Raw genomic sequence first — 25,162 nt, 5'->3', positions numbered from 1 at the left:
CCCCATGGCCGTTTGCTCCTTTTTTCATTCAGCAGGCCTGTTCTCCGATCAGTCACGCCGGTTCCGTCGCGATGAATCAGCGCCCACCGCCCAATTGATTCAGTGGCAGTTTCAGATAACGGACACCATTGTCTTCCGCTGGCGGCAGTTGCCCGGCCCGGATATTCACCTGCAACGACGGCAGGATCAGCATCGGCGCGGCCAGCGTCGCATCTTTCTGCTCGCGGGCAGCCACGAACTGTTCTTCTGTTATCCCATCCCGGATCATCAGGTTCTGCTGTCGCTGTTCTGCCACCGTGGTTTGCCATCGAGGTTCCCGACCGCCAGGCTGATAATCGTGGCACATGAACAACCGGGTAGCGTCCGGCAGGGCCAGAATGCGCTGAATGGACTGATACAATGCCCGGGCATCGCCACCCGGGAAATCCGTACGCGCCGTACCATAGTCCGGCATGAACAAGGTGTCCCCCACAAACACCGCATCCCCAATCCGGTAGCTGACACAGGCCGGGGTATGCCCGGGGGTGCACAGCACTTCCACCGACAGCGCACCGATACGGAAGGTCTCACCGGCCCGGAACAGGTAATCAAACTGCGAACCATCGGGCACGAAATCCGGACCCAGATTAAACAATTTGGCGAAATGGGACTGGACCCCGGTGATCCCCTCACCGATGGCAATCCGCCCTTCCCCCAGTTGCTGTTTAATCCAATGGGCAGCCGACAAATGATCGGCATGGGCGTGGGTTTCCAGAATCCACTCCACTCTGAGGTGCTGTGTGCGTACGTAATCAATGATGGCCTGGGCCGAGTGGGTGGCGATACGGGCGGCTTTGGCATCAAAATCCAGCACCGGATCAATGATGGCACAAGGGCTGCCTGCGCCCCCATGCACCACATAGCTGATGGTGGAGGTGGTGGGGTCAAAAAAAGCGTTGATTTCTGCGTTCGCCATGGTGTCACCTGCCCTATTAACTGCCAAAATTGAAATGTTTGAAGAATCCATATATATTAGAATAATCTAAATTAGAACTGACCGATATGCAAATCAGCAATTTAGAAGAACTCAGGACGCACGCCCAGGCGGCGGCCGACCTGATGCAGGCCCTGTCCAACCCGAACCGGCTGATGATCATGTGCACCCTGTCCCAGGGTGAGTGCTGCGTGCGGGAGCTCAATGAGCAACTGGACCTCTCCCAGTCGGCACTGTCGCAGCATCTGGCGGTACTGCGCAATCAGGGACTGGTGCAAACCCGCCGCCAGGCCCAGACCATTTTCTATTCCGTCGCAGAGGGCCCCGCCATGGACATTGTCGCCCTGCTGCATCAACACTTTTGCGGAAATGCCTAAGGAGTCCACATGCTGAACGACCACCCTCTTAATGTTCCCAATCTCTGCACCCCACAACCGGACCTGCTGGCCTGTGGCATGCCCAGCGAACAGGATCTGCAGGATGCTGCCAAGAAAGGGATCAAAACCGTAATCAACCTGTGCCCGCAGGAAGAAACCCCGGCCAGCGAGTCGGATCAGGTGGCCGCCCTGGGCATGCACTATGTGAACATTCCCATTCGGGGTGCCCAGGATCTCACCCGGGACGCCGCCCGCCAATTGGCCGCACTGATGGAAGACTGCAACAACCACCCCTTGCTGGTGCACTGCCGTAGCGCCAACCGGGTAGGCGCACTGGTGGCCTTGAAAGAGTACTGGTATTCCGGAAAAAGTGCCGACGAAGCGTTGGCCATGGGCCGCAAAGCCGGACTCACCAAGCTGGAGCCCGGTGTCGTGGAGCTGATGCGCCGCGACCCCGCCTGACCCATGCTGGCGGCCGTTCTGGGATTGCTGGTAGGCCTCATCCTGGGGCTGACCGGCGCCGGAGGCTCGGTGATCGCGGTACCGCTGTTGATCTGGGGGTTGGGTTGGACGCTGCCGCAGGCGGCTCCCACTGCGCTGCTGGCCGTGAGTGCAGCAGCCATCCTCGGCACCCTGAGTGCCTGGCCTCAGGGCATCGTGCGCTACCGTGCCGCCATGGTTATGGCCTGCGCCGGACTGCTGACGGCTCCACTGGGTCTGCTGGCCGGCCAGAGCCTGCCCTTACCCTGGCTCAGCGCAGCCTTTGCCCTGGTGCTGGTGTACGTCAGCCTGCGTATGCTCCGGCAGGCCCGGTCCGCTCCGGAGGAATCCCGCATTGTAAGGGCCGGCCTCAAAGCCGAGCCGGAAAACCCCTCGGAACCGGTGTGCCGGATGAACCCCAACACCGGACGCCTGAGCTGGACCCGCCCCTGCGCCCTGGCCATCTCCAGTGGAGGTCTGGTCACCGGATTCCTGTCCGGGCTGCTGGGGGTCGGCGGCGGATTCGTGATCGTGCCCATTTTGCGGGCCGTCACCGACCTCAGTTTCCATTCAGCGGTCGCCACCTCACTCATGGCCATTGCGCTCACCAGTGCCGGCACCGTGGTGATTTCCATTGCCCAGGGTCAGACCCTGGACCTGATGATCGCAACCCCGTTTGTCGGCGGCGCACTGGCCGGGATGCTGCTGGGACGGCAAACCGCCGCTCGCCTGGCCGGACCAAAATTACAGATGGGGTTTGCCAGTGTGATGCTGTTGATTGCCGGCGGCATGTTCTGGGGCATCCTGGCCTGAGCAACGCATTTCGCCCCACCCGGACCTTCCCCCGGAATCAGGGCGACATAAAAAAACCAGGCGCAAGCGCGCCTGGTATCAACAACACAAGAGTCTTCAATACGGAATCAGGACACCAGCAACGGTTGCCCGTAGAGCAGGCGGTTGGTGAACTGGGTCACCAGGCCGGCCTTCTCCCCTTCCAGGCGCCGACAGGCTTCCAGATACGGCGGCATATATTTCACTGAACCGGGCGCCACATTGAACAGCGTGCGCGCCAGCTTCACATCAAAATCGAATTGTTTTTGCAACGCAGGGGTAACGGTGGGAAAGCCAAAATCCCGTCGCAGGCGCTCCGGCAACAGCACCGCGGTGTGTACCTTGTGGCGATCCAGGAACGGCTTCAAATAGGCTTTCATTGAGAAGATATATTCCACCAGCTGTTGTCCCACTTCACCCACTGCCAGCTCATCGGAATTCACCACGTCTTCATAATACTGCAGGAAATCCACCCAGGTTTCCGGCATCGCGGACTCCGGAATGCCGAACAGAAACGCGAACAGCTTGGATTCACGGTAGTACTGTTCTTTTTCCGCCGCTGTGAACGGTTGATGAAACAATTCATACACCCGCAGACCGGTGATCCAGAGTGTGGCATGAACCCACAACATGGCACCAATCTGGTTGGCAAAATAGGCGCTGCCTTTCTTGCTCTGACCGGCGCTCTCGCTCACCTGGCCGGTGATCTTGGCGTGGATGTTGTGGACCTTGATCGCGGAATCCAACACCTGATCCAGACTGCCGAACACCATGGTATGCACGTTCAGGAACGTGCGTCGCAGACGTCCCAGGGGGTCGGTCTGGGTTTGGGAATGCTGGTCGATGGCCTGCGCCACCCAGGGATGCGCCAGTTGCAGCAGGTTGGCGCAACCTGCCCCCATCATGATGGAGGTGTGACGATTCACCCGCCAGGACATGGAACCCGGCCCATACAGGCCCACCGTGGGGTCCAGCACTTTCTCACTCATTTCTTCCAGGCGGGCCTGCAGATCCGCCTTGGTAATCGCCTTACGCTTCAGCGACGCTTTCTTATCTTCCTGTTTTTCTTGGATTTCTGTGGGTTTTTGTGCGGTCATGAATGCTCTCCTACTGCAAATACAAGAGCCATACTATGCCTGCCGCGCCCCCGGCACATTGATACATATCATGATTATTGTCCCAACGCAGCGGGGTACGATCCCCCGCCTGGTACAGCGGTTTTCACCCATAGAGCCCTGTTACGTCAAAAAAAAGCCCCGCGGTGCGGGGCTTTATGCTTACTGGCCGTTGAAGGGATTCCGCAGAATCATGGTTTCATTACGATCCGGGCCGGTGGAAATGATGTCAATGGGAGCGCCCACCGCTTCTTCGAGTTTTTTCACATAAGCCACTGCCGCCGCCGGCAATTCTTCCACACTCTTGGCGCCGAATGTGGATTCCTTCCAACCGGGCATTTCCTCATAGATGGGCTGAATACCATCGTAATCCGCAGCATCCACCGGGAAGGCGTCAATCTTGTTGCCAGCAGCATCCTGGTAGCCCACACAAATGCGAATGGTGTCCAGGCCATCCAGCACATCGAGCTTTGTCAGGCACAAACCGGTGACCGAGTTGATCTGCATGGCTCGGCGCAGGGCCACCGCATCGAACCAGCCACAGCGGCGGGTACGGCCGGTAGTAGTGCCAAATTCATGCCCCTTTTCACGCAGGTGGTCACCCACCTCGTCAAACAATTCCGTGGGGAACGGGCCGGAACCCACGCGGGTAGTGTAGGCCTTGGTGATCCCCATCACGTAATCCAGGTACAGGGGGCCAAACCCGGAACCGGTGGCGGTGCCGCCGGCGCTGGTATTGGAGGAGGTCACGAACGGATAGGTGCCGTGGTCGATGTCCAGCAGCGTGCCCTGGGCGCCTTCGAACAGAATGTTGTCCCCGGCCAACCGGTGCTGGTGCAGAATCTCGGTGACGTCCGCCACCATGGGCTTCAACTGCTCACCCATCTCCAGGGTTTCATCCAGCAGTTTCTGGAAGTCCAGTGTTTCGGACTTGTAATAGTGCTTCAGGGTGAAGTTATGGTAATCCAGCACTTCACCCAGCTTGGAGGCAAAACGCTCCCGATGGAACACATCCCCGAGACGCAGGCCCCGTCGGGCCACCTTGTCTTCGTAGGCCGGGCCGATACCACGGCCAGTGGTACCGATGGCGGCTTTGCCACGGGCCACTTCCCGGGCCTTGTCCAGAGCCACGTGATACGGCAGGATCAGCGGGCAGGCTGGGCTCAGCCGCAGCCGGTCACGCACCGGCACACCGCGTTCTTCCAGCATGCTCATCTCTTTCAGCAAGGCGTCCGGTGCCAACACCACGCCATTACCAATCAGGCATTTCACATTGTCCCGCAGAATGCCCGAGGGAATCAGGTGCAACGCCGTTTTCACGCCGTCAATCACCAGCGTATGACCGGCATTGTGACCGCCCTGAAAACGCACCACACAGGCCACGCGGTCCGTTAACAGATCAACGATTTTACCTTTGCCTTCGTCACCCCACTGGGTGCCCAGAATAACGACACTTTTGCCCATTGCTATTGTCTCTACACGAACAGATTAAGAATCGGAAACGACTTCTGTGACCCAGCCGGATTGCCCACGGGTCAGTTGCTGATGACACCCCAGGGACTGCGGTGTTTGCGCTGCATCCAGCGCCTGAATCACAATTTCACCCGCCGCCCGCCGTTGCTGGATGGCATCCAGCAGGTCCGCTGTCGGGGGATAAGGCGCAAAAATACGGGACGCGGCTGCCACCGGTGCCACCCGCCGCACCAACGCCGCCAGGTCCGTACTGAAACCCGTGGCCGCACGAGCCCGGCCGAACACCTCACCAATGTGATCGTAACGCCCCCCATTGGCAATGGCCTGACCCAGTCCGGGCACATAGGCGCTGAAGACGGGTCCAGTATGATAATGATACCCCCGCAACTCCCCCAGGTCGAAATAGAGGGTGACATGGGGATGGCTGGCTTCCAGTTGATCGGCAATCTGCTCCAGATCCTCCAGGGCGGCCTGTACTGCAGCTGGCCCCTTGGCCAAGCTGGTTTTGGCGGCAGCCAGGGTAGCACGATCCCCCGCCAGAGAGGCCAGGGCGCGCAACATGCTGCGCAGATCGGCATCCGCCACCCGCTGCTGCAGGAAGGCTTCCAGCTCGGGAACCGCCTTACGCTGGTAAATTTCGAACAATTGCCACTCAGCGTCACCACTGAGACCGGCTTCCGCCGCCAGGGCGCGATAGATGGCCACGTGCCCCAGATCCAGGTGCACCTCGGTGCAGCCACCCCGACGCAGGGTCTCCAACATGAGGCCGATCACTTCAATATCACTGGCGATCCCGCCATGGCCGTATATCTCGGCCCCGATCTGGATCAGGCTACGGCTGGCAGTGAGGCTTTCCGGTTTGGCATGGAGCACATGACCAGCGTAACACAGGCGGGTCACCCCTTCCCGTTGCAGGGTATGGGCATCGATGCGGGCCACCTGTGTGGTCATATCGGCCCGCACACCCATCAGGCGGCCGGTGAGCTGATCGGTCAGTTTGAAAGTCTGCAGGGCCAGATCATTGCCGGCCCCGGTCAACAGGGATTCGATGTATTCCACCAGAGGCGGGAACACCTGCTCATAGCCCCAACTTTTATACAGATCCAACAGATCCCGACGCAACTGTTCCAGTTTCGCCGCCTGAGGAGGCAGGATTTCATCAATCCCGTCCGGGAGCAACCATCGATCTGCTGTGGCCATAGTGGGTTCGTCGTATTCCTCTGGATAGTGATAGCGCGGAAATCTTACGGCGCGGATGTATCGGGCGGGCTACTGTATCCGTCTGCCGGATTTAGCCCACAAAAAAACCGGGGGTTGGCCCCGGTTTCCTTATGATAACACGCATAGGAGGGCCGAGTTAAACCTTTCGGCCCCTTTTTGCCTATTGCTGTTTCAGATACTGGAAGAACTCGCTGTCCGGCTTCACCAGAATCAGATCGTCTTTGCTGCTGAAGACGTCCCGATAGGCATCCATACTGCGGTAAAAGGCAAAGAAATCAGGATCTTTCTTGTAGGCCGTGGCGTAGATGGAAGCCGCCAGGGCATCCCCCTCACCGCGCAGCTCTTCTGCCTGACGATAAGCGCTGGCCAGAATCTCGGTGCGCTCACGGTCGGCCGCGGCCCGAATACCTTCTGCCAGCTCGTTACCACGGGCCCGGTGGCTGCGGGCTTCCCGCTCCCGTTCGGCCCGCATCCGGTCATAGACCGAGGCGCTGGCACTGGAAGGCAGTTCGATGCGCTTGACGCGGATTTCCACCACGTCGATACCGAGGGCCTCCTGGGCTTTGCTGTCGATGGCGTCCGTCAGGTCCACCACCAGCTCTTCCCGTTCACCGGCCACCACTTCATAGACCGTACGCTCACCAAACTGGTTACGCAGACCTTCGTTCACCCGGGGGCCCAGCAACAGCCGCACCCGTGATTCCTGACCGCCACCGGTGGCGATATAAAACTGCTTGACGTTCTGGATACGCCACATCACGAACGAATCCACGATCAGGCGCTTTTTCTCCTGGGTCAGGTACTCTTCCTGGCGCATTTCCAGCACCCGTACCCGACCATCAAACAGGCGCGGTTCGTGTACCAGGGGGATCTTGAACTGCAGACCCGGCTGCAGGTCTTCCTTCACCACCTCACCGAATTTCAGCAGCACACCGCGCTCGCTTTCCTTGACGGTGAACATGGCACTGCTCACCGCCAGGGCCAGCACCGCCAGCAACAATAAAACCGACATACTCTTGTTATTCATCAGCGGCTCTCCCATCGGCTTTCACGGGCCTGGCGAATGCGTTCCAGCCCCCGTACAGCATCCGAGGTTTTCTGGGTGGTGGTTTTGCTTTGCTGGGAAGTGTTCGCCTCCACCACAACCGGGTCCATCACCTTGCGCTGTTGCATCAGTTTATCCAAAGGCAGATACATCAGATTGTTTCCGCCTTCCACGTCCACCATCACCTTGGAGGTTCTGCCCAACACGCTCTCCATGGTTTCGATGTACATACGGCGACGGGTAACTTCCGGCGCCAGGCGATACTCCGCGTACAGGCGATCAAAGCGGTTGGCTTGACCTTTGGCCCGCTCCACCACCTCAGCCTTGTAGGCGTTGGCCTCTTCAATCATACGCTGGGCTTCACCGCGGGCTTCCGGCACGATCTGGTTGGCGTAGGCTTCCGCCTCGTTCTTGACCCGCTCTTCGTCTTCCCGGGCCTTGATAACGTCATCGAAGGCTGCCTTTACGTCTTTCGGAGGATGGGCATCCTCAATGTTGAGCTTGTCCACCGTGAGTCCGGTTTTATAGGCATCCAGGTATTCCTGCAGGCGCTGATGCACCTCCACGGCGATGGCTTCACGGCCGTCGGTGAGCACCCGGTCCATCTCACTGCCACCCACCACATGACGCAGGGCGGATTCCACTGAGTTGCGCAGGGTGTCGATGGGAGCGCTGGATTCCAGGAAATAGTGCCGGGAATCGGTGACCACGTACTGAACCTGCAGGTCGATGTCGACAATGTTCTGGTCTTCGGTGAGCATGGTGGCCCGCACCGGCATGGTTTCACGCTGGTTGACGTCCACTTTCATGATGGTGTCGATGCCCCAGGGGTTCCAGTGCAAACCGGCGTTTACAGTTTCGTGATACTTGCCGAAGCGCAATACCAGTGCCTCTTCCGCCTGCTCCACCCGATACAGTCCGGCTACGAACCACACCACGAGAATCACGCCAAGGATCAACGACAGCAGCCCGAAACCGCCTCCGTCATTGCCCTTGCCACCGCCCAGCATACCGCCAAACCGGTCCTGCAGCTTTTTGATCACATCGTCCAGATCCTGCTGGCCGCGACCGTCTCGGCCCCGCCATGGATCCTGATTTCGCCCGCCGCCGGGCTCGTTCCAAGCCATATATTGCTCCGCCTTATTCAGTGCTCGGGAAATGTTATTGCATCTCAAAACGTTATAACAGGCTTATTATTCCGAATGGTCTCAATTTAGCAACCCTGTCCCGTTTTCAGCCAGGGTGCCACGATCCAAGTCAAAGCGCTTGATCATTTGCTCCCAGGCCTTCTCCGGCATCCGGATTTCCAGCAGGATATTGCCCTGCTCATCGGCGCTTTCACCCTGCACGGCCTTCAAACCGTAGCAGTGGGCTCGCACCGCGGACAGCCGCGGCGCCAACCGCAGCACACCAGCCACCATGCGCCTGCCCAGGCGCTCATTCAATACCTGCTGCAACAACTCCAGACCGGCGCCGGTCCGGGCGGACAACCACACCGCTACCGGTACGCCCTCGTCATTTCGATCCACCCGCGGGGCCACCTCCCCCATCAGGTCGATTTTGTTATAGACCATGAGAAACGGAACTTGATCCGCGCCGATCTCATGCAGCACTTCATTCACCTGGAAGATATTGTCTTCCCGCTCGGGGGAACAGGCGTCCACCACATGCAGCAGGAAATCCGATTCCCGGCTCTCCTCCAGGGTGGCACGGAACGCCTCCACCAGCTTATGGGGCAGGTGTCGGATAAAGCCGACCGTATCCGCCAGAATCACCGGCCCCAGGTCCGGCACCTCGATACGACGCAGAGTGGGGTCCAGGGTGGCAAACAGCTGGTCGGCTGCGTACACCTCAGAGGCCGTCAGATGATTGAACAGAGTGGATTTACCCGCGTTGGTATAGCCCACCAGGGACACGGTGGGCACTTCAGCCCGCTTACGGGCGCGCCGCCCCTGGTCCCGCTGGCGGCGGACCTTCTGCAGGCGTTGTTGAATGTACTTGACCCGCGCCCGCAATAGTCGGCGGTCGGTTTCCAGCTGGGTTTCGCCGGGGCCCCGCAAACCAATCCCGCCCTTCTGGCGTTCAAGGTGGGTCCAGCCACGGATCAGGCGGGTTGAAAGATGCTCCAGCTGGGCCAGCTCCACCTGCAGTTTACCTTCGTGGGTGCGGGCCCGTTGGGCGAAAATATCCAGAATCAGTCCGGTGCGATCCAGAACACGGCATTTCAGTTCCCGTTCCAGGTTGCGCTCCTGGGAGGGGCTCAGGCTGTGATTGAAAATGACCAGGTCCGCCTCGAACTCCGAGACCAGTCCTGCCAGCTCTTCTACCTTGCCTTTGCCGATGAACAAACGGGAATTGGGGGCCGGGCGGGAACCGCGCAGCACCCCCAAACGCCGGGCGCCGGCGGAATCCACCAACATTTCGAATTCCTGCAGGTCCTCACAATCGACTTCCTGGGGAAATTCAATGTGCACAAGTATCGCCCGTTCACCACTTTGGGGACGGTCAAAGAGTGATTCCATCAATGATGAACTTTATCGCTTTCAGCAGGCACAATCACCCCTGTCCACGGTGCCACCACCGGGCCACTGGATGTACAGGCTGACGGTCTAATGTCAGTGATCTGCGTTTCCGGCGTTCTCATTGCCAGCTCGCTCTCCACCGCCATGGGCGCGTGGGTTACGGGCAGGAACAACTGTGGAAATGGCATGCTTGTATACCATCTGGTTGACGGTATTTCGCAACAAAACCACGTATTGGTCGAAAGATTCAATCTGGCCCTGCAGCTTAATGCCGTTGACCAAAAAGATAGATACTGGGATTCGTTCCTTGCGCAGTGCGTTCAGAAAAGGGTCTTGTAAAGAGTGCCCTTTAGACATAAATGTCTCCTTGTATGGGCCCAAACTCGGGCTAAAAGATCAAAAATAAAACACGATTTCGTCTTAACGAGAGATCGTCGGCTAAGATAGCATGTCGTCCGCAGGCAAAATTTTCAAGACCTTTTCCAATAAATTTGGATCAAGACTATCCAACCAATGCAGATCCTTCCAGCTGCGCAGCCATGTTATCTGGCGCTTTGCGAGCTGCCGGGTGGCGATGATCCCGCGCTCCACCATTTCAGCGTAGCTCAATTTGCCGTCCAGACAATCCCAGGCCTGACGATACCCTACCGCCCGCATGGACGGCATATCGGGGCTCAGGTCGCCCCGTTCATAGAGCGACTTCACCTCATCATAGAAGCCTTCGTTTAACATCTGATGAAAGCGTTCAGCAATGCGCTGGTGCAGCACTTTCCTGTCCGCCGGACACACCGCCAGATTAATCGGCCTGTAAGGAAACGCCGCCGCCATGCCACCCCAACCGCCACCCCCCCCGGCTTGTTGCCGTCGGTGCCACTCGCTGAGGGGAACCCCGGTGCTGCGAAACACTTCCAGGGCGCGCTGCAGGCGCTGGGCGTCATTGGGATTCAGACGCGCTGCCGCCGCCGGGTCCACCCGGGCCAACTCAGCATGCAGGGCGGGCCAGCCCTGTTGCGCCGCTTGTGCCAGCAGCTGTTGCCGCACGGCCGTATCCGCCGGGGGCAATTCCGCGATGCCTTCCAGCAACACCTTGAAATACAGCATGGTGCCGCCCACCAGCAGCGGGATTCGACCCCGGGCACTGATCTCTGCCATCTCCCGCAGGGCATCGGTACGAAAGTCTGCCGCGGAGTAGCTCTCTGCCGGGTCCAGAAAGTCGATCAGGCGATGGGGTGCCCGCCGCAACGTTTCAGGGTCTGGCTTGGCGGAGCCGATGTCCATGCCCTTGTAGATCAACGCGGAGTCGACACTGATGATGTCCATGGGGTAACGCTGCACCAGCTCCACCGCCAAGGCAGTTTTGCCGGATGCAGTTGGCCCCATCAGGAAGATGCACCAGGGTTTTTCCTCTGGCTGTTGCGCGGACACGGTCAACGCCCCCGCAGGAACAGTTTGTCCAGATCCGCCAGGGACATCTGGGTCCAGGTGGGGCGACCGTGATTGCACTGCCCGCTGCGTTCAGTGATCTCCATATCCCGCAACAGGGCGTTCATTTCAGGCAGGGTCAGTTTGCGGTTGGCGCGGACCGAGCCATGACAGGCCATGGTGGCCAGCAACTCGTTGATGGAGTGCTCAATCCGGTCGGAGCTGCCATGGGTGATGATATCGGAGAGCAGGTCACGCACCAGGGTTTCCACATCAGCATGCCGCAGCAGAATCGGAATTTCCCGCACCAACAGCGTCTCCGGCCCCATGCGCTGAATCACAAAGCCCAGTTTTTCCAGGGCGGTTTTGTGTTCCTCGGCGAAATCCGCCTCCCGGCTGCTGACCGCCATACTGAGCGGCACCAGCAAGGGTTGGGAACGGACTTTCTCCTCCTGCCAGCTGGTCTTCAAGCGTTCGTAGGTGATGCGTTCGTGGGCCGCATGCATGTCCACCACCACCAGCCCTTGCTGATTCTGCGCCAGAATGTAGATCCCGTGCAGTTGGGCCACGGCATACCCCAAGGGTGGCGCCTGCTCCGGATTCTCCTCCGGCAGCGTCGCTGGATTCGCTGGTGGGCTTGCAGATGGGTGGAAACCGGCATACGCCTGCATGGTTTCCGCCACCATGGACGGGCGCGGCGACACCCCGGAGCCACGGAGGTCGGCGTTGTGCAGATGCAGGCGGCCCTGTTCGCGGAATTCCCCTGCCTGAACTCCGGTCAGTGGTGCCGACGGCGCCGCTGCCAAACCCGGCCGGGTAATGGAATGGTAACCACTGGCGTCTGTTGGCTGCGGCCGGTCCCCCGGAGTCAGCTCTGCGATGGCCCGGTGCAGGGTACGGAATAAGAAGTCATGCACCTGGCGACTCTCGCGAAAGCGGACTTCGTGCTTGGTGGGGTGTACGTTCACGTCCACCCCTTTGGGGTCCAGCTCCAGATACAGCACAAACGCGGCATGGCGACCGTGGTACATCACATCCTGGTAGGCCTGACGCACCGCGTGATTGACCACTTTGTCCCGCACGCTGCGGCCATTGACGAAGAAATACTGCAGGTCGGCCTGGCTGCGGGAAAACGTGGGCAGGCCCAGCCATCCCCACAAGCGCATGGCGCCCAGCTCCGTGTCCACCCGCACCGCATTCTCGATAAAACTGGGGCCGCACAGACTGGCCACCCGGCGATCCTGCTCCGCTTCGGTGGTGGCCGGCTTGAGGGCATGCACAGAACGCTGGTTGTGCCGCAAACTGAAACCCACCTCAAAGTGACTGAGGGCGAGTCGCTTGAGAACTTCTTCCAGATGACTGAATTCGGTTTTTTCGGTACGCAGAAACTTACGGCGGGCCGGCGTGTTGAAAAACAGGTCCCGCACTTCCACCGTGGTGCCCTGTGGATGGGCCGCCGGCAGAATCACCGCCTCCATATCGCGGCCTTCCGCCTGCACCGACCAGCCGGCCCCACTGTCATCGGGGCTGGAAGTCAGACTCAAGCGGGAGACGGAACTGATACTGGCCAGAGCCTCTCCCCGAAACCCCAGGGTGGCCACCCCTTCCAGGTCATCCAGGTCGTGGATTTTGCTGGTGGCATGGCGGGCGATGGTGAGCGGCAGGTCCTCTTTCTCCACGCCGCTGCCGTTATCCCGCACCCGGATCAGCTTGACACCGCCTTGCTCCACCTCCACGTCCAGGCGCCGGGAGCCGGCATCCAGGCTGTTTTCCAGCAGTTCCTTCACCACCGAGGCGGGGCGTTCCACCACTTCGCCGGCGGCGATCTGGTTGGAGAGCCGGGTTGAGAGACGATTGATTTTAGCCAACGGAAAACCTTACCTCTGATCCTGTCACGAATGGGGCACTATGATAACGTACTTTGCAGGACCCGCCGAGGCCGGGAGCGGATTCGGCCAGGGCGGACAGGTGGCATATCGGCTCAGGAGTGGGGAATGCGCAGCACCTGGCCTTCGCGGATCAGGTCGGTGGTGGTGAGCTGGTTGTACTGCATCAGCGCCGCCAGATCCACCCGGTAGCGCTGGGCTATCTCCGACAGGGTTTCACCCCGGGCGATGCGATGCTGCTGAGCATCCCGCTGTTGTTTGCGGGCGGCAAAGTAGGTGCCCGGCGGAGGATGCTGGTCAAAGTAGGCAATGATGCCGCGGCCAATCGCCCGGGACAGCTTCACCTGGTGATCCTGGGATTTGAGGTTACGCTCTTCTGTGGGATTGGAGATGAATCCGGTTTCCACCAGGATGGAGGGAATGTCCGGGGATTTCAGCACGGCAAAACCCGCCTGTTCCAGCTGCTTCTTGTGCAGGTGGGTGACGCCGCCCATTTCCCGCAACACCATGGACCCCACTTTAATGCTGTGTTCCATGCTGCCTTCCATAGCCAGGTCGTAAATCACTGAGGTCACCATTTCATCGGCGTTATTGATCTGCACGCCGCCAATGGCATCGGACTGGTTCTCTTTTTCCGCCAGCACCCGTGCCAGGGTACTGGTGGCGCCCCGTCGGGAGAGCGCAAACACAGAGGCCCCCCGGGCACGATGATTGTCAAAGGCGTCTGCATGGACGGACACGAAGAGGTCGGCGTTGTACTTGCGGCGGGCCATCTCGCGCCGGGTGGCCAGGGGCACGAAGTAATCGCCGGTGCGGATGAGCACCGGCTTGATACCTTGCTCCACCTTCAACACATTGTAGATACGGCGGGAAATCTGCAGCACGATGTCTTTCTCCCGGGTGCCGCTGGGGCCGATGGCGCCTGGGTCTTCTCCGCCGTGGCCGGCATCAATGGCCACCACAATATCGCGGCCACTGCCCATGGTACTGTAGGATTTTGCAGTGCTGTAGGATTTCGGCTGGCTGACCGGCGCGGCCGCCGGCGCCTGGGGCCTGGCCGCGGTGCCCGCTTTGGCGCCCACCTGTTCCAGGTCAATCACCAGGCGGTGACCGTACTGGTCGCTGGGTTTCAACAAAAAACTTTTGGGGTTGAGACGACGATCCAGATCCAGCACCACCCGCAAATCACCGTTGGCCTGGGCCGCACTGCGCACATTCACCAGCGGACCGCCTTTGAAATCCACCAGATCCAGGGCCCGTGTTTTTTCTGCGTTGGGAATATCGATCACCACCCGATCCGGTGCATTCAGGGTGAACAATTGGTGGGTGACCGGGCCGGTGAGATCGAACACCACCCGGGTGTTATCGGGGGCATTCCACACCCGGACACTGCTGATTTGTTCCGCCGCCGGCAGCAACGGCGCAACAATGAGGGCCGCCAGCAACAGGCTCAGGCGGGCCAGAGTGGCCCCAATCCAGCTTGTTTGTAACTGCATCTTCACTGACTTTTTCAAAGCCTTTCCTAACCTCATGAACACAAACCACTTTCCCCATCTGACTTTTTAGGCTTTTTTTGCCGTTTGGTCAAATATTCGTTAATGCCCCTAACATTGTTTGGCCACTCTCAGAGCAGGCCGACAGAGTCGCCGAGCGCCCTCGCCCCACCTTCTCCAGGGTCAGAATCAGGTCCGGCGGGGGTATCCGGTCAGCACCGCGATCCGGCCACTCGATCAGACACACCGTGCCCGGATCGAAGTAATCCCGGATACCGATAAACTCCAGCTCCTCGGGGTCGGCAAGCCGATACAGGTCGAAGTGGAACAGGCGCAGGTCGCCCAACTCATAGGGTTCAACCAGGGTATAGGTAGGACTCTTAACCGCGCCTGAATGCCCCAGGGCCTGGATGATGCCGCGACTGAGGGTGGTTTTGCCGGCCCCCAGATCCCCCTGTAAATAGAGCACACCGCCGCCGGCCAGCGCAGCCGCCAGTTGCTGTCCCAGTTGCAGGGTGTGGGATTCATCCGGGAGGGGAAAACGTGATTGCATGGACCACCTGTTCGCTATCGAGGATTTACCAGGCGGCGAATATAGGGCATAAGGTCTGTGGCCAGCAAGCCCCGCTGACCGGCCTGCTCCACCGCCCGGTCCCCAGCGGCGGCGTGGATCTGGACACCGGCAGCGGCAGCCTGCTCCAGGCTCAGCCCCTGCGCCAGCAGTCCGCCGATGACGCCGCTCAACACATCCCCCATGCCGCCGGTGGCCATACCGGGATTGCCGGAGCGGCACACCCAGAGCGCGGTGTTCTCTTCGCCCGATTCTGCCCCCGGTGCGGCCGCCACCAGACTGCCGGCGCCTTTCAGTACCACCGCCCCGCCGAATTGCTGCTGCAGGCGCTGTACCGTGGCAAAACGGTCCCGGGCCACCTCTTCTGTACTGATGCCCAACAGTCGGGCGGCTTCACCGGGGTGTGGGGTCAGCACCCAATTGCCACGCCGGGCCAGCTGCGAATCCTGCTGCCAGCCTGCCAACAGGTTGAGCCCGTCCGCATCCAGCACCATGGGCAGGTCGGTGGCCAGGGCCTGCTTCAGCAACGACTGCCCCCAGGCGTGCTGGCCGATGCCCGGCCCCACCACCAACACGTCCGCCTTTTCCAGTGACGACCGGATATCCGGGCTATCCGCTCCCGCCCCCAGCACCATGCACTCCGGGCGCCGCCCCAGTATCGCGCTGATGTGTTCCGGGCGGGTCACGACCGAAATCAGACCGGCACCGGCCCGCGCGGCGGCCTCGGCGGCCATGACAGCCGCGCCACCCATACCCAGGTCCCCGCCGATCACCAGCACATGGCCATGGTTACCTTTGTGGGAAAGGCGGGAACGGGGCGGCAGCCAACGGCGAATTTGCGCGGCACCGATCAGGGCCGACGAGGGCGACAACGCACTCTGCACCTGGGCCGGCACGTCCAGCGAGGCAAAATACAATTCCCCCACAAAATCCGGCGCCTGCCCGCTAAGCAGACCCTGCTTGAGGCCGATAAAGCTGATGCTGCAATCGGCCACGACCGCGCACCCCAACACCCGGCCGGTATCGGCACAGAGGCCGGATGGAATGTCCACCGCCAGTACCGGGCAGCCACTGCGGTTGATGGCGTCGATGGCGGCCTGATAGTCCCCCCTCACGTCCCCGTTCAGACCGGTGCCCAGCAGGGCGTCCACCATCACATCGGCGTGATAACCCCCTGCAGTGCCGGCATCATCACCCCCTTGCGGGTTAAAGGTTTCGAAGGAGGCCCCCTCCGCTTCCGCCCGTTGCCAGGCGGTAAGGGCATCGCCCTGAATCCGGTCGCTGGCGCCCACCTGCACCACATGGGCCTCGAAGCCAGCCTGCTCCGCCAGGGCGGCAATCACGTAACCGTCGCCACCGTTGTTGCCCACGCCGCAGAAGACACACAGGCGCCGGGCCTGGGGCCAGCGATCCCGCAACAGGTCAAAGGCTGCCTGCCCGGCCCGGCTCATCAGGTCGAACCCGGGTATGCCGTGCTCCTCAATGGCGATCCGGTCCAGCTCGCGCACCTGAGCCGCACGGTACAGGGCCGAGGGTAATTCGCTGGTATACTGCTTGCTGCTGTCGCTGGTCATGGGGGCGCTCCTTGTCTTTATCGAGCTCTCTTATACCATATGCGACCCGGATTGCTTATGACGCGGATTTCACCATTGGACTTGCAGGCTCTAGCACAGCAGATTAAAGACTGGGGGCAGGCGTTGGGCTTCCAACAGATTGCCATCGCCGACGTGCACCTGGGGGAACATGAAGCCCACCTGCAACGCTGGCTGGCGGCCGGCTTTCAGGGTGAAATGGACTACATGGCCCGCCACGGTCACAAGCGCAGCCGCCCGGCAGAACTGCAACCGGGCACGGTGCGGGTGATCACCGCGCGCATGGATTACCTGCCGCCGGACACCGCCATTGTGGACGTGCTGCAGGACGCCTCCAAGGCGTTTATCTCCCGCTACACCCTGGGCCGCGACTATCACAAACTGATCCGCAAGCGCCTGACCCAACTGGGGAGGCAGATCGAAGAACAGATCGGCCCATTCGGCTACCGGGCCTTTGTGGACAGTGCTCCGGTGCTGGAGAAAGCCCTGGCGGAAAAGTCCGGCCTGGGCTGGATTGGCAAGCACACCCTGTTACTGGACCGTAGCGCCGGGTCCTGGTTCTTTCTGGGGGAGATTTTCGTGGACATTCCGCTGCCGGTGGACCCGCCGGTGCGGGGTCACTGCGGCACCTGCAACGCCTGTATGGAGGTGTGCCCCACCCAGGCCATTGTGGCACCCTATCAGCTGGATGCCCGCAAATGCATCTCCTATCTCACCATCGAGCTGCACGGCCCCATTCCGGAACCGTTGCGGGCACCCATGGGCAACCGGGTGTTCGGTTGCGACGACTGCCAGCTGGTGTGCCCCTGGAACCGGTTTGCCCGCTACACCCAGGAAGCGGATTTCCTGCCCCGGCATCAGCTGCAGGATCGCTCCCTGGTGGAGTTGTTTCTGTGGGATGAGGCCACCTATCTGCAAAAAACCGAAGGCTCCGCCATTCGCCGGATCGGCTACCCACGCTGGTTGCGCAATCTGGCGGTGGGGTTGGGCAATGCCCCCAGCTCAGAGGCGGTGATCAAGGCGCTGTGGAGCCGGGCCCAACACCCCTCGGAATTGGTGCGGGAGCATGTGCACTGGGCGCTGGCCCGCCATGGGCAGGTGCCCGAAAGTGCAGCGCCAGACCCGAATGATCAGGGATGAAGGTTCAGACGCGCATTCATCAAGTGCGAATAAAAGTCTGCCGGTAATGTTTCAACTCCGCGATGGATTCGCGTATGTCGTCCAAGGCCAGGTGGGTGGCGGATTTTTTGAAACCCTGCATGGCATCGGGATTCCAACGTCGGGCCAGTTCCTTGAGGGTGCTTACATCCAGGTTTCGATAGTGGAAGAAGGCTTCCAGTTTGGGCATGTAACGATACAGAAAGCGGCGGTCCTGGCAGATGCTGTTGCCGCACATGGGGGACGCGCCCGCATCCACCCACTGACTCAGGAAATCCATGGTGGCCTGCTCCGCTGCAGCCTCATTCACCGTGCTCTGTCGCACCCGGTCGGTCAGTCCGGATTTGCCGTGCTGATTGGTACACCACTCATCCATACGCGCCAGAGTGGCATCCGTTTGATGCACCGCGAACACCGGGCCTTCCGCCAGAATATTGAGTTCCGCATCGGTGACGATGGTGGCGATCTCAATAATCACATCGGCGTCCGGATCCAGCCCGGTCATCTCCAGATCCAGCCAGATCAGATTGTTCTTTCGGTCGGTAGTCATGCAAAGTCCTTGGGTCGATTCTGCCTTCTGGCACACGGGTTAATAACGTAGAATAGCGCAAGAACCGGATTTTGACCGTAAAGGCCTTCATGAGCAAACGCAAACTCACCCGCCGCCAGTCCTGGCGCATCCAGAAAATTCAGGACGAAAAAGCCGCCCGCATGGCCAAAAAAGCCGGCACGGTGGGCGACTCCGACGAGTTGGGGGACGAAGAGGAAGGTCTGGTGGTCAGCCACTTCGGCACCTTGGTGGAAGTGGAACCGGGGTCGAACCCGGAGCACACGACACAGTGCCACTTTCGCGCCAACGTCGGCGCCATTGTGGCCGGGGACCGGGTGGTGATGCGCCAGGGTAAGTCCGGTTATGGGGTGATTGAAACCGTGCTGCCCCGCAGCTCTCTGCTGTCGCGCCCGGACCCCCGCGGTAACCTGAAACCGGTGGCCGCCAACATCGACTTTATGGTGCTGGTGATTACTCCGGAACCGGCGCCTTCCAGCGTCCTGATCGACCGCTATCTGGTGGCGGCGGAACTGCAGCAACTCAACATCAAGATCCTGCTCAACAAAACCGATCTGATCACCGACATGAACGAGGTGATGCTGGACCAACTGCTGACCATCTATCGGGACATCGGTTATGAAGTGTGGGAGTGTTCGGCCAAAACCCTGCATGGACTGGAGGAACTGAAACAGCAACTGGATCAGCACACTTCGGTGTTTGTGGGCCAGTCCGGAGTGGGTAAATCCTCCCTGGTGAACGGCTTGCTACCGGGGGTGAACGCCAAGGTGGGGGAGTTGTCGGAAAATTCCAAACTGGGCCGCCACACCACCACCAATGCGCGGCTGTTTCATTTTCCCAGCGGGGGGGATCTGATCGATTCGCCGGGGATTCGGGAATTCGGTCTGTGGCACCTGGAACCGGACAGTGTGATCGACGGCTTCCACGATTTTGCGCCCTGGCGTTTTGAGTGCAAGTTCCGCGACTGCAAACACCAGCAGGAACCCGGCTGTGCCCTGCAGGCTGCCGTGGCGCGGGGCGACGTCCACCCCCAACGCTTCGACAACTACTTCGCCATTCGCCAGGCGTTACTGGAAGCCTGACGGCGTTCGTTTCAGTTCGACTCGGGGTTCCGCTTCAACCCAGTTGATAGAGACCACTGGCTTGCTTCCAATGACTGCTGCGGGCCCGGGCACAGATGTGCTCCACCACATGGCAGGCATCCTGATCCACGCCGGAAAAGCGCCCCGACCCCCAGGTATAAAGCCAGGGCAAGCCGATAAAATAGAGACCGGGAAACGCCGTCACACCGCGGACATGGGTGGGATAACCTTTGCCGTCGAAGACCGGCACCTCCAGCCAGTGATAATCCGGCCGGAAACCGATACACCAGATCACATCGGTAATGCCCGCCGTCGCTAAATCCAGGGATTCACGCTCGGTCGGCGGCTGCCACAGCGGCTGGTAACGTTGCCCCGGCGGCGCCTCGATCCGGTGTTTTTCGATGTACTGGTCAATGCGTTCATTGATGCTGTTGTAGGTGGCATCGGCACTGTCGAGCGCGGCTTTGAGAGTCGGCGTAAACTGCAATTGCCGGGCATCCCCATCCCGCAGCTTGCCGTACAGCTCCATGCCCTCCAGGGCGAACCGCCGCAAATCAATATCACGCCCGCCGTCGCGCCCGGTGACATAGTGATTGGTGTTGTCCCGCACCCCTTCTTTTAAGGGATGTTCATGCACCGGCATCTCGTAATACTTCATGTCCGTAAGCCAATCCACCACATCCCGACCCCGATAAAAGCGGGCACAACGGGGTGCCTCGCCCACGGCCAGGTGAACCTGTTTGCCGGCCAGGTGCAGGTCTTCCGCAATCTGTGCCCCGGATTGACCGGAGCCCACCACCAGCACCGCGCCCGACTGCAGCTGGCCGGGATTCTTGTACTGCTCGGAATGCATTTGCTGGATGTCCGCTGGCAGGCGCTCCGCCAGACGCGGGATGATGGGCTGCTGATAGCTGCCGGCGGCCACCACCACCTGATCCGCCACAAAATCCCCGTTGGAGGTATGCACCTGGTAGCGGCTGCCATCGTGGCTGACCTTGAGCACCTCGGTATGCTCCAGCACCGGCGCCGCCACTTTTTCTGCAAAACGATCCAGATAGGCGATGATCTGTTCCCGGTTCATAAAACCGTGGGGATCATCACCGTCATAGGGATGCTCCGGCAGCAGACACTGCCAGTTCGGCGTAACCAGGGTGAAGCTGTCCCAGCGCTTGTCTTTCCAGGCGTTCATGATCCGCCCTTTTTCCAACACCAAATGGGAAAGCCCGTATTTCTGACAATAGTGACTGATGGCAAGCCCAGCCTGACCGCCGCCAACAATGATCACGGAATAATGTTGCATGTTCGCTCCAGTTTACTGATGGATGTGCAAAACGGTGACGCGATCCGACGCCTCGAAGCGCGCCGCGGTCTGACGGATCTGTTGCAGTTGGTCGGCCGCACTGGAACAGTAGTAGCCAAACTTCTGTTTGACCCGTTCACTGGCTTCGCCCAGGGCGGACTCACTGATGCGAATAAAGTCGGTGAGTGAATAGTCCGTCTCCGGCCGGAAGTAGTCCGCCACAATACTGGACGGCGAATAGCAGCTTTGCTCTTTGCCGTCGGGCCAGCGCACGCGAAAATAGGTTTCAGGCATGATGTTGTCCTCTTTAATCACCTCTGGTTACATCGGGGCTTCTCATGTCATTGCCTCGCATACCGGTCAGCGGCGTTGCACGCAGATCCCAGAACAGGTCGCTCTGCTGATGCCAGGAAACCGTGCACAGACCGGAATCATTGATACGGCCAATGGCCGCAGCGTGAATGGAACGTTGCGTGAACAGCGACAGCAGCGTGCCCAGGTGCGCGTCATCACAAGTCAGCAGAAAACCAAAACTAGGGAAGGTCTGCAGCCATTGCGGCCAACTGACCGCCTCGGGTTTCGGCACCTGCTCCAACTGAATGTGCGCGCCCACGTTGGAACTTTCCAGCAACATGACGCAGGTGCCCAGCAGGCCGGCCTGGCTGATGTCTTTGGCGGCCGTGGCCAGTTGCGATTCGGCAATCTGCGGTAACAGCTCGATGTCCTGGCGCAGGCGTTCAGCCGGCGCCCGGGTAGAGGCATTCCAATTGTTGAAGGGGGGCTGGTATTGCCCGCGCAAGTCCACCGCCATCACCAGATGCTGGCCGGGGCGGGCGCTGAAACTGCTGAGCACCCGTTGCGCCCGCCCCAGAATGGATACGGACAGCCGCAACTCCGCACACTGCAGGTTGGTATGGCCGCCCACGATGGGCACACCATAGGCGCGCGAGGCCGCACACATCCCCTGCAACAAGCGCTCGGTTTGCGGATCGGCGCCCCCCCAGAGGGCATTGACCACCGCCACCGGACGCCCGCCCATGGCGGCAATATCACTGACGTTCACCAGCACGCCGCACCAACCGGCAAACCACGGGTCCGCCGCCACGAACTGATCCATGAAACCTTCACCGGCCAACAGATCGAAGTGTTCACCATTGGGAATCACCGCCGCATCGTCCCCGTTGGGATAATCCAGCGCGGGAGATTCCAGCAACTGCCGCTGCACCCGCTGGATATCCCGTTTGTGCAACAGGCCGCTGCCGTCACGAACCGTCCGCAACAGACTTTCCAGGTTCAGATCAGACATGGGCTTGCCGTTGGGAATCCGTGGCGGCCAGGGTGTGCAGCAGGCAGGGCGCCATGTCCTGGGGCACGGTGGCCACGCTGCCCTTCACCACGAAGCCACTCTCCGGCTGATGCACAATGGGATACCGGGACAGCTCTGCCTCCATCATCACATGGGGACGATTGCGCACCGGCAATTCATATTGACTGTTCCAGTTCAACCGTTGAAAGAGTACTTCATTCTGCTTTTGCACCTGGGCCAGAAACCGTTGGCAACCCAGACCGCGGGCACTGCCCACCGCCAGCCGGATCAGGGCTGCGCCGATGCCGGAGCGACCCCGCGTGCCCGTGTCCACCGCCAGGCGCGAACCCCACCAGACCGTGGGCTCGGCAGGGTGAATGCGCACGGTGCCCACCACTTTGTCGGGCCAACCACCATGATTGGCAATGGCCACCAGACAACGGGTATGCGGATCGGCATCCAACGCGTCCAGGTCGTGTTGTTCAAACAAACCCTGCTCGGTGCAGAACACCTGCCGCCGCAACGCCAGGGCCTGGTTTTTTTCCCACTCAAGAGTGGCCCATTTAATGGTGAAATCGGAATAGCGGGCTTCAAACAGAGTCATGCTGCTCACCCTGGCCTGCGCGTTCAAAACTTTTCAGTGAAGAGCAGGCACCGCATCGGGCGCAACCGGCGCTGACTTTTTCGGAGGTCAAATCCGAATGCCGCAGCTTTTCACCCAAGGGTTGCAGAATGGAATGCATAAAGTCGGCGTCCGGCGCCGGATGATGTTCCAGTTGCGTACCGGCGATGGGCACGAAGGGCACCACAAACGGATACACGCCCAAGCCGATCAGTTCATCACACAGTGCGAGAATATCCGCGGCCGTATCACCCAAGCCCGCCAGGATGTAGGTGCTTACCTGGCCGCGGCCAAACAGGGGTACGGCATAGGCAAACGCTGCCATGTACTCAGACACCGGGATATTGGCTTTACTGGGCATGATGCGGCGGCGCACATCCGGATGCACCACTTCCAGATGCAATCCCAGCGCATCGGCGCCGGCTTCACGCAACCGCTGCAACCAGATCAGATCCTTGGGCGGTTCACATTGCACCTGGATCGGCAAATCCACTGCAGCTTTAACGGCCCGCACACTGTCACAGAGTACACGGGCACCACGATCATGGGTGGCCGGCGTGCCGGTGGTCATCACCATGTGTTTGACACCGTCGAGCGCCACGGCGGCCGCGGCCACTTCCGCCAGTTGTTGCGGCGTTTTATGGGCAATGGTTTTGCCACTGGCCAGAGACTGCCCGATGGAACAAAACTGGCAGGCACTGTCCGGCTGATCGTAGCGGATGCAATTCTGCAACACGGTGGTGGCCAACACATCGCGGCTGTGCAGGGTCGCGATATGAGAATAGGGAATTCCGTCTGCAGTGGAGTGTTCATAAAAACGCGGGCGTTGCGCAAAACTGATGTCCGCAACCGGTATGCCTTTGCTCAAAAGACGCGATCGCCCACCGCTCTGCGCCTGCACACTGAACGGCGACTGACGCGCACTGTGGGTATGCACCGGTACCATGATGGTTTGCCCATCCACTACCATCGCCTGATGATCACTGGGGCCAGCACCGCCTTTTCGGGTGAGCGGCAACGTGGCCGGGTCCAGCACCTGGACACCATGGGTTTGCAGATCCGTAAGCAATTGCTGCTTAGAGGCGGTCATAGGCTGCGTCCTCCGCTGTGGGGCTGTGGCCTGGTTTCTCGGTCTGATTATGAGACTGATTCTGGGTCTGATTCTGAGTTTGTGTATGGCTCTGGTATTGGCTCTGCGGCAAGCAGTGTCGGCCCGGCTCATCATTGATTAACAGCGACAACAGTTCCGGTCGGGAGTAATGGCCCACGGAATCCATCATGCGCTTGCGTTTGGTGATCAGGCGCATGTCCAGATCCGCGATCACCAATCCTTCCCCTTCGGTAATGGGGTCAGCCAGGTGCACCCCTTCCGGCGAAATAATGGCGGTGTTGCAGCCGTGGCGCAGGGCCTTATGCAGGGATTCGTCGTCGGTGATGGACGCAATCTGGGCCTCCGTAAGCCAGCCGGTGGCGTTCACCACAAAACACCCGGATTCCAGAGCATGATGGCGAATGGTGGCCTCGATCTGATCGCCGAATATGGGCCCCACCAACGACCCCGGAAACTGGCTGCAGTGAATTTCCTCGTGCTGGGTCATGAGGGCATAGCGGGCCAGCGGATTGTAATGTTCCCAGCAGGCGAGCGCGCCGACACGCCCCACCCGGGTGGGCACCACTTTCAAGCCGGAAGCGTCGCCCTGGCCCCAGATCATGCGCTCATGGTAGGTGGGCGTGATCTTGCGCCGTTTGAGGGACAGGGTTCCATCCCCGTCGAACACCAGCTGCGTGTTGTAGAGTGAGCCATGGTCCCGCTCATTGACGCCCACCACCACCACCATCCCCAGCGCCGCAGCACGTTCGGCCAACGCCTCACACACCGGGCCGGGAACCGTGACTGCGTTGTCATACAAACGCAGATGTTCAGCCCCGCATTTCACCGGCGGATACACAAAGGAGAAGTAAGGGTAATAGGGCAGGAAGGTTTCCGGAAACACCAACAGTTCCACCCCTTTCCCGGCAGCCTCATCCATCCAATCCAACACCTTGCGCAGGGTGCCGTCACCGTTCTCCAGATCAGGCGCCAATTGCGCTGCAGCGGCTCGTATCACGCGGGACTGAGTCATGG

The 25,162-nt window shown here is 60.2% G+C and carries 25 protein-coding genes; 5 read left to right on the top strand and 20 right to left on the bottom strand.

The genetic code is table 11. The features are described from left to right. Window positions 1-76: 76 nt before the first annotated feature. Window positions 77-955, bottom strand: coding sequence for an MBL fold metallo-hydrolase (locus tag D9N14_RS22055; protein WP_290583924.1), 879 nt, complete (start codon window positions 953-955; stop codon window positions 77-79). A gap of 86 nt (window positions 956-1,041) precedes the next feature. Here D9N14_RS22055 and D9N14_RS22050 point away from each other — a divergent pair, with 86 nt between their 5' ends. From D9N14_RS22050 to D9N14_RS22040, 3 genes are read left to right on the top strand one after another with little or no spacing between them, the layout of a single operon-like run. Further along, entirely contained in the window at window positions 1,042-1,350 is a 309-nt protein-coding gene (locus D9N14_RS22050) for an ArsR/SmtB family transcription factor (protein ID WP_290583922.1), read from the top strand. Window positions 1,351-1,359: 9 nt separating this feature from the next. After that, window positions 1,360-1,812, top strand: coding sequence for a beta-lactamase hydrolase domain-containing protein (locus D9N14_RS22045; RefSeq protein ID WP_290583920.1), 453 nt, complete (start codon window positions 1,360-1,362; stop codon window positions 1,810-1,812). A gap of 3 nt (window positions 1,813-1,815) precedes the next feature. After that, window positions 1,816-2,643, top strand: coding sequence for a sulfite exporter TauE/SafE family protein (locus D9N14_RS22040; protein ID WP_290583918.1), 828 nt, complete (start codon window positions 1,816-1,818; stop codon window positions 2,641-2,643). Between the two features lie 107 nt (window positions 2,644-2,750). On the opposite strand, the gene D9N14_RS22035 is transcribed toward D9N14_RS22040, so the two are convergent. The 12 genes from D9N14_RS22035 to D9N14_RS21980 all read right to left on the bottom strand — a co-directional run bounded on the left by D9N14_RS22035 (window position 2,751) and on the right by D9N14_RS21980 (window position 16,983). Then, window positions 2,751-3,758, bottom strand: coding sequence for an oxygenase MpaB family protein (locus tag D9N14_RS22035; RefSeq protein WP_290583916.1), 1,008 nt, complete (start codon window positions 3,756-3,758; stop codon window positions 2,751-2,753). Window positions 3,759-3,938: 180 nt separating this feature from the next. Then, on the bottom strand, window positions 3,939-5,240 hold the full coding sequence (locus tag D9N14_RS22030) for an adenylosuccinate synthase (RefSeq protein WP_290583914.1): 1,302 nt from the start codon (window positions 5,238-5,240) through the stop codon (window positions 3,939-3,941). A 24-nt stretch (window positions 5,241-5,264) separates the two neighbouring features. Further along, on the bottom strand, window positions 5,265-6,449 hold the full coding sequence (locus D9N14_RS22025) for an ATP phosphoribosyltransferase regulatory subunit (protein WP_290583912.1): 1,185 nt from the start codon (window positions 6,447-6,449) through the stop codon (window positions 5,265-5,267). Window positions 6,450-6,630: 181 nt separating this feature from the next. Then, window positions 6,631-7,497 carry a protease modulator HflC gene (gene hflC, locus D9N14_RS22020; RefSeq protein WP_290583910.1) on the bottom strand — a complete coding sequence of 289 codons (867 nt, stop codon included), beginning with the start codon at window positions 7,495-7,497 and terminating at the stop codon, window positions 6,631-6,633. Beyond that, on the bottom strand, window positions 7,497-8,642 hold the full coding sequence (gene hflK, locus D9N14_RS22015) for an FtsH protease activity modulator HflK (RefSeq protein ID WP_290583908.1): 1,146 nt from the start codon (window positions 8,640-8,642) through the stop codon (window positions 7,497-7,499). Before hflK ends, hflC begins: the two co-directional genes overlap by 1 nt. Window positions 8,643-8,723: 81 nt before the next feature. Then, window positions 8,724-10,037, bottom strand: a complete 1,314-nt coding sequence (gene hflX / locus D9N14_RS22010; RefSeq protein WP_290583906.1) for a ribosome rescue GTPase HflX — start codon at window positions 10,035-10,037, stop codon at window positions 8,724-8,726. Between the two features lie 93 nt (window positions 10,038-10,130). Further along, window positions 10,131-10,394, bottom strand: coding sequence for an RNA chaperone Hfq (gene hfq, locus D9N14_RS22005; RefSeq protein WP_290583904.1), 264 nt, complete (start codon window positions 10,392-10,394; stop codon window positions 10,131-10,133). Between the two features lie 81 nt (window positions 10,395-10,475). Next, complete coding sequence (miaA, locus tag D9N14_RS22000; RefSeq protein ID WP_317622662.1) at window positions 10,476-11,417, bottom strand: tRNA (adenosine(37)-N6)-dimethylallyltransferase MiaA; 942 nt, start codon at window positions 11,415-11,417, stop codon at window positions 10,476-10,478. Between the two features lie 47 nt (window positions 11,418-11,464). Then, window positions 11,465-13,327, bottom strand: a complete 1,863-nt coding sequence (mutL, locus tag D9N14_RS21995; protein ID WP_290583900.1) for a DNA mismatch repair endonuclease MutL — start codon at window positions 13,325-13,327, stop codon at window positions 11,465-11,467. A gap of 113 nt (window positions 13,328-13,440) precedes the next feature. Next, window positions 13,441-14,841 (bottom strand): N-acetylmuramoyl-L-alanine amidase, encoded by a 1,401-nt coding sequence (locus D9N14_RS21990; protein ID WP_290583898.1) that lies wholly within the window; start codon window positions 14,839-14,841, stop codon window positions 13,441-13,443. Between the two features lie 88 nt (window positions 14,842-14,929). Beyond that, on the bottom strand, window positions 14,930-15,391 hold the full coding sequence (gene tsaE, locus D9N14_RS21985; protein ID WP_290583896.1) for a tRNA (adenosine(37)-N6)-threonylcarbamoyltransferase complex ATPase subunit type 1 TsaE: 462 nt from the start codon (window positions 15,389-15,391) through the stop codon (window positions 14,930-14,932). Between the two features lie 14 nt (window positions 15,392-15,405). Further along, window positions 15,406-16,983, bottom strand: a complete 1,578-nt coding sequence (locus D9N14_RS21980; protein ID WP_290583894.1) for an NAD(P)H-hydrate dehydratase — start codon at window positions 16,981-16,983, stop codon at window positions 15,406-15,408. A gap of 39 nt (window positions 16,984-17,022) precedes the next feature. Between D9N14_RS21980 and queG the strand changes: the two genes are divergently transcribed. Next, window positions 17,023-18,141: a tRNA epoxyqueuosine(34) reductase QueG gene (gene queG, locus D9N14_RS21975; protein ID WP_411267969.1), complete on the top strand. Its 1,119-nt coding sequence runs from the start codon at window positions 17,023-17,025 to the stop codon at window positions 18,139-18,141. A 19-nt stretch (window positions 18,142-18,160) separates the two neighbouring features. On the opposite strand, the gene orn is transcribed toward queG, so the two are convergent. Further along, a complete protein-coding gene (gene orn, locus D9N14_RS21970) occupies window positions 18,161-18,709 on the bottom strand; it encodes an oligoribonuclease (RefSeq protein ID WP_290583890.1) in 549 nt (182 codons plus the stop codon). 89 nt (window positions 18,710-18,798) lie between these two features. Between orn and rsgA the strand changes: the two genes are divergently transcribed. Next, window positions 18,799-19,809 (top strand): small ribosomal subunit biogenesis GTPase RsgA, encoded by a 1,011-nt coding sequence (rsgA, locus tag D9N14_RS21965; protein ID WP_290583888.1) that lies wholly within the window; start codon window positions 18,799-18,801, stop codon window positions 19,807-19,809. Between the two features lie 34 nt (window positions 19,810-19,843). Here rsgA and D9N14_RS21960 read toward each other — a convergent pair whose 3' ends face one another. From D9N14_RS21960 to D9N14_RS21935, 6 genes are read right to left on the bottom strand one after another with little or no spacing between them, the layout of a single operon-like run. Next, window positions 19,844-21,109, bottom strand: coding sequence for an MSMEG_0569 family flavin-dependent oxidoreductase (locus D9N14_RS21960; RefSeq protein ID WP_290583886.1), 1,266 nt, complete (start codon window positions 21,107-21,109; stop codon window positions 19,844-19,846). 12 nt (window positions 21,110-21,121) lie between these two features. Next, a complete protein-coding gene (locus D9N14_RS21955; protein ID WP_290583884.1) occupies window positions 21,122-21,403 on the bottom strand; it encodes an MSMEG_0570 family nitrogen starvation response protein in 282 nt (93 codons plus the stop codon). A 13-nt stretch (window positions 21,404-21,416) separates the two neighbouring features. Next, window positions 21,417-22,415, bottom strand: coding sequence for a sll0787 family AIR synthase-like protein (locus tag D9N14_RS21950; RefSeq protein WP_290583882.1), 999 nt, complete (start codon window positions 22,413-22,415; stop codon window positions 21,417-21,419). Next, window positions 22,408-23,019 (bottom strand): MSMEG_0567/Sll0786 family nitrogen starvation N-acetyltransferase, encoded by a 612-nt coding sequence (locus D9N14_RS21945; protein WP_290583880.1) that lies wholly within the window; start codon window positions 23,017-23,019, stop codon window positions 22,408-22,410. The genes D9N14_RS21950 and D9N14_RS21945 overlap by 8 nt, the downstream gene beginning before the upstream one ends. Then, on the bottom strand, window positions 23,006-24,127 hold the full coding sequence (locus D9N14_RS21940; RefSeq protein ID WP_290583878.1) for an MSMEG_0568 family radical SAM protein: 1,122 nt from the start codon (window positions 24,125-24,127) through the stop codon (window positions 23,006-23,008). The genes D9N14_RS21945 and D9N14_RS21940 overlap by 14 nt, the downstream gene beginning before the upstream one ends. Next, a complete protein-coding gene (locus tag D9N14_RS21935) occupies window positions 24,114-25,160 on the bottom strand; it encodes a Nit6803 family nitrilase (RefSeq protein ID WP_290583876.1) in 1,047 nt (348 codons plus the stop codon). Before D9N14_RS21935 ends, D9N14_RS21940 begins: the two co-directional genes overlap by 14 nt. Window positions 25,161-25,162: the final 2 nt, after the last annotated feature.

This window comes from Ketobacter sp. (assembly GCF_003671495.1).
Lineage (GTDB): Bacteria > Pseudomonadota > Gammaproteobacteria > Pseudomonadales > Ketobacteraceae > Ketobacter.
The sequence above is the reverse complement of the archived record's forward strand: the minus strand, read 5'-3'. Positions and strand labels throughout refer to the sequence as shown.